This is a genomic window from Pseudomonas sp. TH41 (assembly GCF_016650695.1).
In the GTDB taxonomy this organism is placed as follows: domain Bacteria; phylum Pseudomonadota; class Gammaproteobacteria; order Pseudomonadales; family Pseudomonadaceae; genus Aquipseudomonas.
The window spans coordinates 2,473,776-2,488,183 of sequence record NZ_JAEKFH010000003.1; the positions used below are offsets into that span (position 1 = coordinate 2,473,776).

The 14,408-nt window shown below is 59.2% G+C and carries 14 protein-coding genes; 6 read left to right on the forward strand and 8 right to left on the reverse strand.

What is annotated here, in order from left to right; genetic code table 11:
* Positions 1-176 precede the first annotated feature (176 nt).
* Positions 177-1,232 (forward strand): haloacid dehalogenase-like hydrolase, encoded by a 1,056-nt coding sequence (locus tag JFU37_RS13935; RefSeq protein ID WP_201115823.1) that lies wholly within the window; start codon positions 177-179, stop codon positions 1,230-1,232.
* A gap of 543 nt (positions 1,233-1,775) precedes the next feature.
* Positions 1,776-2,063 (forward strand): DUF6124 family protein, encoded by a 288-nt coding sequence (locus JFU37_RS13940; RefSeq protein ID WP_201115824.1) that lies wholly within the window; start codon positions 1,776-1,778, stop codon positions 2,061-2,063.
* Positions 2,064-2,242: 179 nt separating this feature from the next.
* On the opposite strand, the gene ilvD is transcribed toward JFU37_RS13940, so the two are convergent.
* The 3 genes from ilvD to JFU37_RS13955 all read right to left on the reverse strand — a co-directional run bounded on the left by ilvD (position 2,243) and on the right by JFU37_RS13955 (position 6,314).
* Positions 2,243-4,084, reverse strand: a complete 1,842-nt coding sequence (gene ilvD / locus JFU37_RS13945; protein WP_201115825.1) for a dihydroxy-acid dehydratase — start codon at positions 4,082-4,084, stop codon at positions 2,243-2,245.
* Between the two features lie 369 nt (positions 4,085-4,453).
* On the reverse strand, positions 4,454-4,912 hold the full coding sequence (locus tag JFU37_RS13950) for an REP-associated tyrosine transposase (protein ID WP_201115826.1): 459 nt from the start codon (positions 4,910-4,912) through the stop codon (positions 4,454-4,456).
* Positions 4,913-5,117: 205 nt separating this feature from the next.
* Entirely contained in the window at positions 5,118-6,314 is a 1,197-nt protein-coding gene (locus tag JFU37_RS13955; RefSeq protein ID WP_201115827.1) for a class I SAM-dependent rRNA methyltransferase, read from the reverse strand.
* A 340-nt stretch (positions 6,315-6,654) separates the two neighbouring features.
* Between JFU37_RS13955 and JFU37_RS13960 the strand changes: the two genes are divergently transcribed.
* From JFU37_RS13960 to JFU37_RS13970, 3 genes are read left to right on the forward strand one after another with little or no spacing between them, the layout of a single operon-like run.
* Complete coding sequence (locus JFU37_RS13960) at positions 6,655-7,470, forward strand: HDOD domain-containing protein (RefSeq protein ID WP_201116494.1); 816 nt, start codon at positions 6,655-6,657, stop codon at positions 7,468-7,470.
* 28 nt (positions 7,471-7,498) lie between these two features.
* Positions 7,499-8,311, forward strand: a complete 813-nt coding sequence (gene mutM, locus JFU37_RS13965; protein WP_201115828.1) for a bifunctional DNA-formamidopyrimidine glycosylase/DNA-(apurinic or apyrimidinic site) lyase — start codon at positions 7,499-7,501, stop codon at positions 8,309-8,311.
* Positions 8,312-8,364: 53 nt separating this feature from the next.
* Entirely contained in the window at positions 8,365-8,688 is a 324-nt protein-coding gene (locus JFU37_RS13970) for a multidrug transporter (RefSeq protein ID WP_201115829.1), read from the forward strand.
* Positions 8,689-8,780: 92 nt separating this feature from the next.
* Here JFU37_RS13970 and JFU37_RS13975 read toward each other — a convergent pair whose 3' ends face one another.
* The 5 genes from JFU37_RS13975 to JFU37_RS13995 all read right to left on the reverse strand — a co-directional run bounded on the left by JFU37_RS13975 (position 8,781) and on the right by JFU37_RS13995 (position 13,576).
* Positions 8,781-9,032, reverse strand: a complete 252-nt coding sequence (locus JFU37_RS13975; RefSeq protein ID WP_201115830.1) for a YfhL family 4Fe-4S dicluster ferredoxin — start codon at positions 9,030-9,032, stop codon at positions 8,781-8,783.
* 178 nt (positions 9,033-9,210) lie between these two features.
* Complete coding sequence (gene coaD, locus JFU37_RS13980) at positions 9,211-9,690, reverse strand: pantetheine-phosphate adenylyltransferase (RefSeq protein WP_201115831.1); 480 nt, start codon at positions 9,688-9,690, stop codon at positions 9,211-9,213.
* 115 nt (positions 9,691-9,805) lie between these two features.
* Complete coding sequence (locus tag JFU37_RS13985; RefSeq protein WP_201115832.1) at positions 9,806-11,401, reverse strand: GMC family oxidoreductase; 1,596 nt, start codon at positions 11,399-11,401, stop codon at positions 9,806-9,808.
* A gap of 153 nt (positions 11,402-11,554) precedes the next feature.
* Positions 11,555-12,100 carry a twin-arginine translocation pathway signal protein gene (locus JFU37_RS13990; protein ID WP_201115833.1) on the reverse strand — a complete coding sequence of 182 codons (546 nt, stop codon included), beginning with the start codon at positions 12,098-12,100 and terminating at the stop codon, positions 11,555-11,557.
* A gap of 27 nt (positions 12,101-12,127) precedes the next feature.
* Positions 12,128-13,576 (reverse strand): coniferyl aldehyde dehydrogenase, encoded by a 1,449-nt coding sequence (locus JFU37_RS13995; protein ID WP_342214946.1) that lies wholly within the window; start codon positions 13,574-13,576, stop codon positions 12,128-12,130.
* Positions 13,577-13,704: 128 nt separating this feature from the next.
* On the opposite strand from JFU37_RS13995, the gene JFU37_RS14000 reads away from it, so the two are divergent.
* Positions 13,705-14,394 carry a TetR/AcrR family transcriptional regulator gene (locus tag JFU37_RS14000; protein WP_201115835.1) on the forward strand — a complete coding sequence of 230 codons (690 nt, stop codon included), beginning with the start codon at positions 13,705-13,707 and terminating at the stop codon, positions 14,392-14,394.
* Positions 14,395-14,408 lie beyond the last annotated feature (14 nt).

Here is a 14,408-nt window from a genome sequence, read left to right on the forward strand (position 1 = left end):
GCTTGATATTTAATGAATTAATATCAAAAAAGTCTGATAACTGTCGTTTTTGGAATAAGAGAGTGTCGTTGTCGGGGATGCAGCTGACGCGAAAGGGACGTGAGCGGTCGCAGGCAGACGAGGACTGTCACACTAATTTGTTAGCGTCGATGTCTTTAATTCAGGGAGAAACGCCGATGAAGTTCGCACCGAAATTTTTGGCTGCAGCACTTTGCCTGGGCCTCGCCGGTCAGGTACTCGCAACGGATTTGAAGCACTGGCCAGCCGATCAGGCCAAGGCGCTGGACGCAATGATTGCGGCTAACGCCAACAAAGGTAACTTCGCGGTGTTCGACATGGACAACACCAGTTACCGCTACGACCTCGAAGAGTCGTTGCTGCCGTTCATGGAAAACAAGGGCCTGATCACCCGCGAGAAACTCGACCCTTCCCTGAAGCTGATCCCGTTCAAGGACACCGCTGACCATAAGGAAAGCCTGTTCAGCTACTACTATCGCCTCTGCGAAATCGACGACATGGTCTGCTATCCATGGGTCGCCCAGGTCTTTTCCGGCTTCACGCTCACAGAGCTCAAGGGCTATGTCGACGAGTTGATGGCGTCCGGCAAACCGGTGCCCACCACGTATTATGACGGCGACGTGGTCAAGACCCTCGACGTCAACCCACCGAAAGTCTTCACCGGCCAGGCCGAGCTGTACAACAAACTGATGGAGAACGGCATCGAGGTCTACGTGATGACCGCCGCCTCAGAAGAACTGGTGCGTATGGTCGCTGCCGATCCGAAATACGGCTACAACGTCAAACCGCAAAACGTGATCGGCGTGACCACCATGCTCAAAGACCGCCAGACCGGTGAACTGACCACGGCGCGCAAGCAGATCACGGCCGGCAAGTATGACGAGAAGGCCAACCTCGGCCTCGAACTGACCCCTTACCTGTGGACACCAGCGACCTGGATGGCCGGCAAGCAAGCGGCAATCCTGACGTACATCGATGAGTGGAAAAAACCGGTCCTGGTTGGTGGCGATACCCCGAGCAGCGACGGTTACATGCTGTTCCACAGCGTCGACGTGGCCAAGGGCGGCATCCATTTGTGGGTCAACCGCAAAGACAAATACATGACTCAGCTTAACGGCATGATGGCCAAACACGCCGCGGCGCAAGCCAAAGAAGGGTTGGCGGTGACGGCGGACAAGAACTGGGTGATCGTAAAGCCTGAAGAAATTCAGTAAGGCTTTAGATTCATTGTAGGAGCGAGCTTGCTCGCAATGGTCGTTAACGATGATGCGTTTTTTCTGATTCAACGCGGCGTCCTTTCGATCATCGCGAGCAAGCTCGCTCCTACAGAGGATTTGTTTCGTTCACAAATTCTGTGATCACAACAGCTCACCTGTAGGAGCGAGCTTGCTCGCGAAGAAGTCAGAGGGCACAACGAAACCCTCTGTTTAATAAACATCTCCAGACACTCTCTCAGACTACACATTCTTGCGTAGCGCCCTACGCGTGCTTCAGAATCCGCCGACTTGTGCGCCTGGGCGCCTGGGTTCTATCGTTTCCGCGTCGCTGAACCTCAGTGATCGGGTTTGGTAGCCCGGTTTTTCCAGGCGTATGACTCAACCTTTTGCAGCGTTTTCGGCTCTGCTTTTATGGTGGTCATGCGTAGGGTGCTTTCGGGCGCGCCGGGTTCCTGGACCGGTCTACCAACCTGCGTATGGCCGCCACCCATCGTTTGGTAGCGAGGGTGATGGCTCCTTGTTTCTCCAGGAGATTCATCAATGCTAAAAGTCACCCCCGATCCCCCAGAGTCCGACGACCTGGCTGCCCGCATCAACACCACCCCTCGCAAACCCAGTAGAACATTCATGATCGCGCCCGGCCTCGACACCGAAAGCCTGTTGGCCCACGCCTGTGAATCACTCGCTTCGGCAAATGTCATGGCCAGCGATTTCGCCGGACTGCTGGAAGGCACGCAGCGCAGCACGATGCTGGGGATTGCGCAGGTCATCATGTTGGGTGAACTGGCGGTAAATCAGGCGCTGGATAACCTCGATCCGCAGGATTAACGCCGATCCTCCTTTGTAGGAGCGAGCTTGCTCGCGAAAAACTATCTGACGCATCGGTCTTGCGGGAAAGAACGCGTCATCGTTTGCGATTTTCGCGAGCAAGCTCGCTCCTACAGAATATCTGCGTAAACAAAAATGCCCCGCACTTGGCGGGGCATTGTTATTTCTGTGACTGACGCTTACAGCCCGTCGAGCATCGCCTTGTTACGCACAGCACCCTTGTCGGCACTGGTCGCCAGCAGGGCGTAGGCCTTCAACGCGGTGGTCACTTTACGTGGACGTTTTTCCACCGGCTTCCAGCCTTTCTGATCCTGCTCGGCACGACGCCCGGCCATTTCTTCGTCGCTGATCAACAGGTTGATCGAGCGGTTTGGAATGTCGATCAGCACTTTGTCGCCGTCCTGCACCAGGCCAATCGCACCGCCCGCGGCCGCTTCCGGCGAAGCGTGGCCAATGGACAGGCCCGACGTACCGCCGGAGAAACGACCGTCGGTGAGCAGGGCGCAGGCTTTGCCCAGTCCTTTGGATTTCAGGTACGACGTCGGGTACAGCATTTCCTGCATGCCCGGGCCGCCTTTCGGGCCTTCGTAACGAATGATCACGATGTCGCCGGCCTTCACTTCGTCCGCGAGGATGCCGCGTACGGCGCTGTCCTGGCTTTCGAAGATCTTCGCGTTGCCTTCGAACACGTGGATCGACTCGTCGACGCCAGCGGTTTTAACCACGCAGCCGTCCAGCGCGATGTTGCCGTAGAGAACGGCCAGGCCGCCTTCTTTCGAGTAGGCGTGTTCGACACTGCGGATGCAGCCGTTTTCACGGTCGTCGTCCAGGGTTTCCCAGCGGGTCGACTGGCTGAACGCGGTTTGCGTCGGGATGCCCGCAGGACCGGCCTTGAAGAAGTGATGCACGGCTTCGTCGGTGGTCTGGGTGATGTCCCACTTGGCGATGCCTTCGGCCAGGGTCTTGCTGTGCACGGTCGGCAGGTCGGTGTGCAGCAGGCCTCCACGGGCCAGCGAGCCGAGGATGCTGAAGATCCCGCCGGCACGGTGCACGTCTTCCATGTGGTACTTCTGGATGTTCGGCGCGACTTTGCACAGTTGCGGCACGTGACGGGAGAGACGGTCGATGTCGCGCAGGTCGAAATCGATCTCGGCTTCCTGGGCCGCGGCCAGCAAGTGCAGGATAGTGTTTGTGGAACCGCCCATGGCGATGTCCAGCGTCATGGCGTTTTCGAACGCCTTGAAGTTGGCGATATTGCGCGGCAACACCGACTCGTCGTTCTCGCCGTAGTAACGCTTGCACAGCTCGACGATGGTGCGGCCGGCTTGCAGGAACAGCTGTTCGCGGTCGCTGTGCGTGGCCAGGGTCGAACCGTTGCCCGGCAATGCCAGGCCCAAGGCTTCAACCAGGCAGTTCATCGAGTTGGCGGTGAACATGCCGGAGCACGAACCGCACGTCGGGCAGGCGCTGCGCTCGTACTCAGCGACTTTCTCGTCAGAAGCGCTGGAGTCGGCGGCGATCACCATGGCGTCGACCAGGTCGAGACCGTGGCTGGCCAGTTTGGTCTTGCCGGCTTCCATCGGGCCGCCGGACACGAAGATCACCGGGATGTTCAGGCGCAGGGAGGCCATCAGCATGCCAGGGGTGATCTTGTCGCAGTTGGAAATGCAGACGATCGCATCGGCGCAGTGGGCGTTGACCATGTACTCGACGGAGTCGGCGATGATCTCGCGGCTCGGCAGCGAATACAGCATGCCGTCGTGACCCATGGCGATGCCGTCATCCACGGCAATGGTGTTGAATTCTTTCGCGACGCCGCCAGCGCGTTCGATTTCGCGGGCGACCAGTTGGCCCAGATCTTTCAGGTGCACGTGGCCCGGTACGAACTGGGTGAAGGAGTTGGCAATGGCGATGATCGGCTTTTTGAAGTCGTCATCTTTCATCCCCGTGGCGCGCCACAGTGCGCGGGCGCCGGCCATGTTGCGGCCGTGGGTGGATGTTTTCGAGCGGTAATCAGGCATGAAGCACTCCGGGCGGCTAATCAGGTATCAAAAGGGAAGTGAGCGTCTATTGACGTCTGGAACACTCAGAAATGGCCGTGTGTCCGGAAGTTGCCGATAACTTTGCGGGATCGCCGCGCGCTTCAGCTTGAGCTCATAAACCCGCCGGGGGATGACTGGCGATGAATGTCGCGATTCTACACGGCTGGCGGCTGGAGGGAATGCCCACAAACGTTGGGCTAACGCTTACGTGACATACGGATGCGCAAACTGGAAACGTGTAGGAGCGAGCTTGCTCGCGAAAAACGAACATACAACGCGGTCTACCAGACATGCTGCGTCGTCTTGGCGTTCTTCGCGAGCAAGCTCGCTCCTACAATGAGTTGCGTTTTAGAGCCACATTGCATCCCACAGCGGATAGTCACCGATACGTGCGACTAACCCTGCTCTCAACGGATTGGCGATGATGTACCGAGCTGCTGCTTTTAGATCTTCATCGCGACGCAGGGCCCGGTCGAAGTAGCCCTTTTGCCATACGGGAGCTGAAAAGCCTCGCGCCTGATTGATGAGTCGAGCACAGCGGGATTTAGTGACTTGCATCAGTTTCGGTAAATCGCCGTTATGCAGCTCAACCAGCCAGTGAATGTGATCGGGCATGACCACCCACGCAATTGAGGTGGCATTGGCGGCTTCCTCGGCTCTTCTGAACTCGTGCACCACCAGACGGCCAGTGCGCCAATCCTTGAAGATCGATTGCCGCTCATGGGTGACAGCGGTCAGCAGATAGATACGACCGGCTTCCGAGTGGCGGCCTGTACGTAAGCGGTAGGCTTGCGGGGTGTTGGACATTCCGTTGTCCTCTTCTGAAATGTGAAGAGAAACGGTAGGTGCGGGACGGGCGGTTGTCGCTGCGACAGTGGGTCAGAATGTGTCTTGCATCTGTAGGAGCGAGCTTGCTCGCGAAAAACGTCAACGATTACGCGGTGTGTCTGGTTTTGCGCAGTGGCTGTTCGTTCTTCGCGAGCAAGCTCGCTCCTACAGGAGGTGCGTGCAGTTAGCTGTTAGGCAACAACCGGCACGTAATGCTCTTGATATAGCGAGTCTCGGCAATCGCCGGATGCACCGGGTGATCCGGCCCCTGGCCGCCGCGTTCCAGCATCTGGATGTTGCGGTCCAGGTGACGGGCGCTGGTGAGCAGGATGTTCTGCAGATCGTCTTCCGGCAGGTGCATCGAGCACGAGGCGCTGACCAGGATGCCGTCCTTGCTGAGCAGGCGCATGGCTTGCTCGTTCAGGCGACGGTAGGCGCCTTCACCGTTTTTCATGTCTTTCTTGCGTTTGATGAACGCCGGCGGGTCGGCCACGATGACGTCGAAACGTTCTTCGCTGGCTTTGAGCTCTTTCAGGGCTTCGAAGACGTCGCCTTCGATGCAGGTCATTTTGTCGGCGAAACCGTTCAGCGCGGCGTTGCGCTCGACGCCGTCGAGGGCGAAGGCCGATGCGTCGACGCAGAACACTTCACTGGCGCCAAACGCAGCGGCTTGCACGCCCCAGCCGCCGATGTAGCTGTACAGGTCCAGTACGCGTTTGCCTTTGGCGTAAGGGGCCAGGCGCGCGCGGTTCATGCGGTGGTCGTAGAACCAGCCGGTTTTCTGACCCTGGATGACCGGTGCTTCGAATTTCACGCCGTTCTCTTCCAGCGCCACCCACTCCGGCACCAGGCCGAACACGGTTTCGACGTAGCGGTTGAGGCCTTCGGCGTCACGGGCAGCGGAGTCGTTCTTGAACAGAATGCCGCTTGGCTTGAGCACTTGGGTCAGCGCTGCGATGACGTCTTCTTTATGCGCTTCCATGGTCGCCGAGGCGATCTGTACCACCAGAATGTCGCCGAAACGGTCGACCACCAGGCCTGGCAACAGGTCGGAGTCGCCGTAGACCAGGCGATAGAACGGTTTGTCGAACAGGCGGTCACGCAAGGACAGGGCGACGTTCAGGCGATGAACCAGCAACGACTTGTCCAGCGGCAACTTGATGTCGCGCGACAGCAGGCGGGCGCAGATCAGGTTGTTCGGGCTCATGGCAACGATGCCCAGCGGCTTGCCGCCGGCAGCTTCGAGGATCGCCTGATCGCCGGCCTTGAAGCCGTGCAACGGGGTGGCGGCCACATCGATTTCGTTGCTGTAGACCCACAAGTGGCCGTTTCGCAGGCGACGGTCGGCGTTGGCTTTAAGGCGCAGGCTAGGCAGGGACATGACGTCGCTCCGGAAAAAAGAGCGGGAGTATAGCGTGTTGAGGGTTGCGGCGGGCCGGGTGGGCGATGAAACGCTGATGGCGCCTTCGCGAGCAAGCTCGCTCCCACAGTGGATCTTTAGTGAACACATAGTTTGTGTACGGCGCAAATCAAGTGTGGGAGCGAGCCTGCTCGCGAAGCGATTTCGAATGCTACGCCGACATGAAACTTTCGCCGATGTGCCGGCCACGCTGTCGGATCCAACTTTATAAAGGTTAGAATCGCCGCCTGACCCAGAGTGTGTATTTATGTCCCAAGAGCTGACTCCCGAACAGATCCAACAGTCCCTGCAAGGCATCAGCGTGCCGGCCCAGCCGCAGATCATGGTGGATTTGCAGATGGAGCAGTACATGCCGGACCCTGATCTGGAAGTGATCGCCAAGCTGATCGCCCAGGACCCGGGCCTCTCTGGCTCGTTGTTGAAAATCGTCAACTCACCGTATTACGGCTTGAGCAACAAGATCGCCTCGATCCAGCGCGCGGTGAATCTATTGGGCAGCCGTTCGATCATCAACCTGATCAACGCGCAGTCGATCAAGGGCGAGATGAATGACGACACAATCGTCACCTTGAACCGTTTCTGGGACACCGCTCAAGACGTAGCGATGACGTGCCTGACCCTGGCCAAGCGCATCGGCGCCCAGGCTGGCGACGAAGCCTACGCTCTGGGCCTGTTCCATGACTGCGGCGTGCCGCTGATGCTTCAGCGTTTCCCCAACTACATGACCGTTCTGGAAGAGGCCTACGCCAACGCCAGTGCCGAATGCCGGGTGGTCGATACGGAGAATCGGGTGTTCAATACCAACCACGCCGTGGTCGGTTACTACACGGCCAAATCCTGGCGCCTGCCCGAGCACGTGAGCACCGCGATCGCCAATCACCACAATGCGCTGGCGATCTTCAGTGATGAGTCGTCGAGCAACAGCCAGCTGAAAAACCTGCTGGCAATCTTGAAAATGGCCGAGCACATTTGCGCGTCCTACCGGGTGCTGGGCAACCAGAACGAAGACCATGAGTGGAACAGCATCGGGCATTTGGTGCTCGATTACGTCGGTCTCTCGGAGTACGACTTCGAAACCCTCAAACAAACGATTCGCGACCTCGGCACTCACCGCTAAGCGTCGAATAGCCTGATTCGAGATCCCCATGCCTGAACTGCCAGAAGTCGAAACCACCCGCCGTGGAATTGCGCCGCACCTGGAAGGCCAGCGCGTCAGCCGGGTGATCGTGCGTGAGCGCCGTTTGCGTTGGCCGATTCCTGAAGACCTGGATGTGCGGCTGTCCGGCCAGCGCATCGTGCTGGTAGAGCGGCGCGCGAAGTACCTGTTGATCAACGCCGAAGTCGGCACGTTGATCAGCCATTTGGGCATGTCGGGGAATTTGCGTCTGGTGGAAATAGGCACGCCGGTAGCCAAGCATGAGCACGTGGACATCGAGCTGGAATCCGGCCTGGCCCTGCGCTACACCGACCCGCGACGGTTTGGTGCGATGCTCTGGAGCCTTGATCCGCTCAATCACGAATTGCTGATTCGGCTGGGGCCAGAGCCGTTGACCGACCTGTTCGACGGCGAGCGTTTGTTCCAACAGTCCCGTGCACGCTCCATGGCGGTCAAGCCGTTCATCATGGACAACGCGGTAGTGGTTGGCGTCGGCAATATCTACGCGACTGAAGCCCTGTTTGCTGCCGGAATCGACCCGCGCCGTGAAGCCAAGAGCATTTCCCGGGCGCGTTATCTGAAGCTGGCGATCGAGATCAAACGCATCCTGGCTGCCGCCATTGAACGAGGCGGCACCACGTTGCGGGACTTTATCGGTGGCGACGGTCAGCCGGGGTACTTCCAGCAGGAACTGTTCGTGTACGGCCGTGGCGGTGAACCCTGCAAGGTCTGCGGCACCGAGTTGCGGGAAGTGAAACTGGGGCAGCGCGCCAGCGTCTTTTGCCCACGCTGTCAGAGCTGAAACGCCTACGGTCTATAGTCAGTGTTCTCACTGCCTAGCCAACGGACCGTGCCATGAACCTGTTTCGAACCTTTATCGTTGCGCTGCTCCTGAGCGTTGGCCTGCCTGTGCTGGCGGCCAACAGCGGCAGCGGCGATCCGCTTTACACCATCCAGAACCCACCCGCTTACGCCATGATGGGCGACTTGCTGATTGCCCGACCGTTGCTGGTCGTGGCTACGGTGATCGGTGCGGGGGTGTTTGTGGTGTCGTTGCCGTTCACCGCGCTGGGGGGTGGCGTGGGCGATGCGGGGCAGGCGTTGGTGGTGGACCCGGCGAAAGCGGCGTTTGTGAGGTGTTTGGGGTGTATCGGGGAGGGGTTTGAGCAGCGGGAGTGAGTCAAAATCAAAAGATCGCAGCCTTCGGCAGCTCCTACAGGTGTACGCAAACCTGTGTAGGAGCTGCCGAAGGCTGCGATCTTTTGAGGCCCTCAAGCCTTACCGGTAATAACCAGATACTTCGCCATCAACTCTTCTTGCGTCTCCGGATGCGCTTCATCCAGTGGAATGCAATCCACCGGGCACACCTGCTGGCACTGAGGCTCGTCGTAGTGGCCGACGCACTGTGTGCACAGGTTCGGGTCGATCACGTAGATCTCTTCGCCTTGGGAAATGGCGGCGTTCGGGCACTCGGGTTCGCAGACATCGCAATTGATGCAATCGTCGGTGATGATCAGGGACATGCTAACTCCAGCCGGGGCGCGAGGCCCTGGCGCAATAAACCAATGCGAGCAATTGTGCCGCATTGGCGCTGTAGGAGCCAGCTTGCTGGCGATGAACGTTAACGGTGACGAGGGGTTGTCTGAATGAACACGGCGCTCTCTCGTCCTTCGCGAGCAAGCTCGCTCCTACAGTTCAGATTTATTTCTTGAAGCGTTCGGTGAGGGCGTCCGCCACCACAGGGTGGACGAACTTGGTGATATCGCCGCCCAAAGCTGCGATTTCACGGACCAGCGTCGAGGAAATGTACGAATAACGCTCGGACGGTGTAAGAAACAGACTTTCCACATCCGGCGCCAGCTGGCGGTTCATGTTGGCGAGCTGGAATTCGTATTCGAAGTCCGACACCGCGCGCAATCCACGCAAGAACACGTTGGCATTCTTCTCTTTGGCGAAGTGCGCCAACAGCGACGAGAAGCCGACGACTTCAACGTTCGGCAGATGTTTAGTGACCTCGCGGGCCAGCTCCACACGCTGTTCCAGGGGAAACAACGGGTTTTTCTTCGGGCTGGCAGCGACGGCGATAATCACATGATCGAACAGGCGCGAGGCGCGTTCGACCAGATCGCCATGGCCCTTGGTAATAGGGTCGAAGGTACCTGGGTACAACACTCGGTTCATCGCGTCGTCCTGGCGGGAGTCCGTTGGGGAGTCGGATGGTATCGCAGCCTTCCCGGTCGGCCAAGTCGCCTTTTGGGTAAGAAAGCACTATAGACGATACGAATATTCTCCCTTTTCATGAGTTTTTCAAACGTTCATACAGTGCGGTCGCCAGTTGCGCGGTCAGCCCGTAGACCGACAATTGAGGGTTTGCGCCAATGCTGGTGGGGAACAGCGAGCCGTCGTGGATCGACAGATTGCTGAGTTGGTGATGGCGGCCAAGGCTATCGGTCACGGCGTTTTTCGGGTCTTCGCCCATCGCACAACCGCCCATCACATGGGCACTGCCCAGGCGTGTGCGATATAGCTCAAGGCTCAAGCCGTCGATCTGCGAGCGCGCTTCGGCGAGGGTTTTCACATAACGAGCGTCGGCGTGCATCGGCATCACCGAATGGGCGCCGCCAGCGAACTGGATCTCGGCCATGCTGTGAAACGCCCGGCGTAAACCCTCCCAGGCATAGGCTGAAACCTGGTAATCGAGCACCGGCGTGCCATCACCGCGCAACTCGACGCTGCCGCCGGGGCTGTCCGGGTGAAAACCGTCGCGTAGCAATGCGAGCATGGCATGGGTGTGCGGCAGGTTTTCCATGTGCCGGGCGTTTTCCTGGCCGAAACCGCCGAGCAGGGTGGTGGCCAGCGCCGGGTGCAGCGGCGGCACTTCCAGTTTGTAGGACATCTTGCCGGTGGTGCCGTCCTGCCATTGGAAATGGTCGGAATAGATCGACTGCGGTGCCCCGTAGAACGGGTTGATCACCTCGTCGAACAGCCCGGCGGACATGTTGACCAGGTGCAGGAACGTGCGTGTGCCCAGCCGTTTGTGCGGATCCGGCGCCTCGGAACGCAACAGCAGCGCCGGGCTGTTGATCCCGCCGCCGGCCAGCACGTAATGCCGCGCCTTGACCGTGATGGTCTTGCCTGTGGGCGCGACACAGCGGTCGTCCATCGCGACACAGTGCAGGCCCGCGACCTTGCCGTCCTTGATCGCGAGTTTTTCGGCGCGGGCCAGGTAAAGCAGTTCGCCGCCTTTTTCCAGCGTCGCCGGAATCGTCGTGACCATCATCGATTGCTTGGCGTTGGTCGGACAGCCCATGCCGCAGTAGCCCAGGTTCCAGCAGCCGCGCACGTTGCGCGGGATCACATGCCAGCTATAGCCGAGTTTCTCGCAGCCTTTGCGGATCACATCGTTGTTGGCATTGGGCGGGATCATCCAAGGCGCGACGCCCAGGCGTTGTTCCATTTTCTCGAACCATGGCGCCATCTCGGCCGGGCTGTGCCCTTTGACGTTGTGCTCCTTGGCCCAGTGTTCCAGGGTCGGTTCCGGGGTGCGGAAGCTCGACGTCCAGTTGATCAGCGTGGTGCCGCCCACTGCCCGGCCCTGAAGAATGGTGATTGCGCCGTCCTTGCTCATGCGGCCGATGCCTTCCTGATAGAGGCTGGTGTAGGCCTGGTCTTCGAGCATCTTGAAGTCGCTGCTGGTTTTGAGTGGGCCTTCTTCGATCAGCAATACCTTGTAGCCTGCGGCGCTGAGGATTTCGGCGGTGGTCCCGCCGCCGGCGCCGCTGCCGATGATTGCCACGTCCGCCTCGAGGGTCAGGTCCTGGGTCAACTGCGCGCCGTTGTAGGTTTTCCAGCCACGGGCCATGCCTTCGCGAAACGGATCGGGTACGGGCATTTTCGGGTTCTCTTGTTATTTTAGATGTGGAGGTGGTGCGGCTGCTGTTTCTGTAGGAGCGAGCTTGCTCGCGAAGAACCTGAGGGCGGCGCGTTCATCCAGGAAGCACGCGTCATCGTTAACGTCCATCGCGAGCAAGCTCGCTCCTACATTTCAAACCGTAGGCGGCCCGGGATACCCGCAATGTGCCCACGATTCGGAGCGGCTGTACCACGCCATCATCACCAGTTGCTGCAACGAGCTATGCCCCATGCGCAGCAGGCTCAACGAACTGTTTTCCCAGCGATCGAGAAAGTGCCGAATCTCATCACCACTGGCGTTTTCCCAACTGCCCCAGATCCCCGTCAGGGGGCCGCGGGTCACGGCCATTCCCAGCACGTCGAACAATTGTTGGGTCAGCTTGAGCATTTCCGGCGACAGGTGATTCAGGCCGTTATCCAGGCAGTGCAAGGTCTGGTCGACCGACGCCGACATTTTTTCCACGGCCACAGCGCCGTCGAGCATCACCGGGATCAGCGCCCGCAAAAACAGCAGATCGCCGCTGCGCAGAATCGCAAAACCGTTGGCCGGGATGCTCGAGGAGCAACCGCTGAGGCTCGCACCCAATCCGGCCGTGACCAGAAAAGCACTCGCGCCGAGGCTGAATTTAAGCAGGCCGCGCCGTGACAGCGCGGGTGTATCGGACAGGCTTGGGCTCATTATTGTTATTACCCGAAGGGGGGATCGTTAGCGGATAAACAGCTTCTGGATCAGTTTCTGAATGGATTTTCCGTACGGCGGGTAGATCAGTTTCGCCGCGTTGAAACGTTGCTTGATCAGCACACCCTTGGCCTTGCTGAAGGTCAGGAAGCCTTCGTGGCCGTGGTAATGGCCCATGCCCGAGGCCCCAATGCCGCCGAACGGCATGTCGTCCTGGGCGACGTGCAGCAAGGTGTCGTTCAGGCACACGCCACCGGAATGGGTTTCGTGGAGGACACGGTTTTGTTCGCGCTTGTCGTAGCCGAAGTAGTACAGCGCCAGCGGCCGAGGTCGTTGGTTGATGTAGGCAAATGCTTCATCGAGCCCCGTGTACGGAACAATCGGCAGCAGCGGGCCGAAGATTTCGTCCTGCATCACCGTCATGTCGTCGCTGACGTTGAGCAGCAGGCTGTGGCCCATGCGTCGGCCCTGGCCTTGCTCGAACAGTGGAATCAGCAGCGCGCCCTTGCTGGTGGCGTCGCTGATGTAGCCATTTAACCGCGCCAGTTGTCGGTCATTGATGATCGCGGTGTAGTCCGGGTTATCAGCCAGCGTCGGATAAAACCCGCGAACCGCCTGACGATAGGCCTCGACGAAAGCACCGACGCGGTCTTCCGGCACCAGCACGTAGTCTGGGGCGACGCAGGTTTGCCCGGCATTGAGCGTTTTGCCGAAGGCGATGCGTTCGGCGGCGTCTTTGAGCGGCACATCGCGAGAGACAATGGCCGGAGACTTGCCGCCCAGTTCGAGGGTCACCGGCGTCAGGTTCTCGGCCGCCGCGCGCATCACATGTTTGCCAATGCTGGTGGCGCCGGTGAACAGCAGGTGATCAAAACGCAGTCTGGAGAAGGCGACACCGATATCGGCTTCGCCCAGCACCACACAGACAAGGTCTTCGGGGAAGATCCGGCCCAGCAACTCCTTAAGCAGTAATCCGGTGGCGGGCGTCGACTCGCTGAGTTTCAGCATCACCCGATTGCCCGCCGACAAGGCGCCCACCAACGGCCCGATGGCCAGGTACAGCGGGTAATTCCACGGGACGATGACGCCGACCACGCCCAGCGGTTGGTAGACCACTTTGGCCGAAGCCGGCTGGAAGGCGACGCCCACCTTGCGCCGCGAAGCCTTCATCCAGCCATTGAGGTGCTGGCTGGCGTAATGAATACCGTGCAGGCTCGGCATGAGTTCGGCGAGCAGGGTTTCATCGGCGCTGCGATGGCTGAAGTCCTGGCTAATCGCGTCGATCAGGGCCTGGCGTTCGTTGTTCAGCAGAACCCGCAACGCCTTGAGCCATTGCTGGCGCTGGGCCGCTGGCGGCATCGGGTTGGCGGCATACGCTGCGCGCTGGGCATCGAACAGTTTTTGGAGCTCTTCCAATGGCTGCTGGAGAGTCTGCAGGTAGGCAATTTCAGCGGTCATGGTCAGCTCCGGATTTATTGTACTGAGGGACTTTTTAGAGTCTATGCTCTAGAAAGTCAAATACCACTTTGGCATCGCTTTGTTTTATCCACTCGCGGATAGGTCGTAAGATGCCCGTCAACGCACTCTGAATTAAAGCCCAAGCCATGGCCCCTCGGATCAAAACCAGCGAGCGCATCGTGCAGAACAGCCTGGAGCTGTTCAATCAGCAGGGTGAGCGCAGCATCAGCACCAACCACATTGCTGCCCATATGGAAATTTCACCGGGCAACTTGTACTACCACTTCCCCAACAAGCAGGCGATTATCGCCGTGCTGTTCAGTGAGTACGAAAGCCTGGTGGACAGCTTTCTGCGCCCACCGCAGGGCCGGGCAGCCACGGTGGAAGACAAGCGCTTCTACCTCCAGGAATTGCTGGCGGCGATGTGGCGCTACCGGTTTTTGCATCGCGATCTTGAGCACTTGCTCGACAGTGATCCGGACCTGGCAGCCCGTTATCGGCGCTTTTCCCAGCGTTGCCTGATCTATGGCACGCACATCTACGCGGGCTTCGTCGAAGCCGGCATCCTGTGCATGGACAAGGTGCAAATCGAATCCCTGACCCTCAATGCCTGGATCATCCTGACCTCCTGGGTGCGTTTTCTGTGCACCACGCGGGAAAACTCCAATCACCTGAGCGAACAGGCGATTAAACGTGGGGTGTATCAGGTGTTGGTGCTTGAGGCCGGGTTCGTCACCGATCAGGCGCGTGATGCGGTGAATGCGCTATACGAGGAGTTTTACGTGCCGCTGGCCCAGGCGCTGGAAGACGTACAGCACGACTCAAGACTGTCTTAATCACAGGAGCCCGT

Excerpts from the sequence above, each read along its gene's own strand:
- JFU37_RS13935 (WP_201115823.1), top strand. The coding sequence starts at position 177 with ATGAAGTTCGCACCGAAATTTTTGGCTGCAGCACTTTGCCTGGGCCTC.
- JFU37_RS13940 (WP_201115824.1), top strand. The coding sequence starts at position 1,776 with ATGCTAAAAGTCACCCCCGATCCCCCAGAGTCCGACGACCTGGCTGCC.
- ilvD (WP_201115825.1), bottom strand. The coding sequence starts at position 4,084 with ATGCCTGATTACCGCTCGAAAACATCCACCCACGGCCGCAACATGGCC.
- JFU37_RS13950 (WP_201115826.1), bottom strand. The coding sequence starts at position 4,912 with ATGTCCAACACCCCGCAAGCCTACCGCTTACGTACAGGCCGCCACTCG.
- JFU37_RS13955 (WP_201115827.1), bottom strand. The coding sequence starts at position 6,314 with ATGTCCCTGCCTAGCCTGCGCCTTAAAGCCAACGCCGACCGTCGCCTG.
- mutM (WP_201115828.1), top strand. The coding sequence starts at position 7,499 with ATGCCTGAACTGCCAGAAGTCGAAACCACCCGCCGTGGAATTGCGCCG.
- JFU37_RS13970 (WP_201115829.1), top strand. The coding sequence starts at position 8,365 with ATGAACCTGTTTCGAACCTTTATCGTTGCGCTGCTCCTGAGCGTTGGC.
- JFU37_RS13975 (WP_201115830.1), bottom strand. The coding sequence starts at position 9,032 with ATGTCCCTGATCATCACCGACGATTGCATCAATTGCGATGTCTGCGAA.
- coaD (WP_201115831.1), bottom strand. The coding sequence starts at position 9,690 with ATGAACCGAGTGTTGTACCCAGGTACCTTCGACCCTATTACCAAGGGC.
- JFU37_RS13985 (WP_201115832.1), bottom strand. The coding sequence starts at position 11,401 with ATGCCCGTACCCGATCCGTTTCGCGAAGGCATGGCCCGTGGCTGGAAA.
- JFU37_RS13990 (WP_201115833.1), bottom strand. The coding sequence starts at position 12,100 with ATGAGCCCAAGCCTGTCCGATACACCCGCGCTGTCACGGCGCGGCCTG.
- JFU37_RS14000 (WP_201115835.1), top strand. The coding sequence starts at position 13,705 with ATGGCCCCTCGGATCAAAACCAGCGAGCGCATCGTGCAGAACAGCCTG.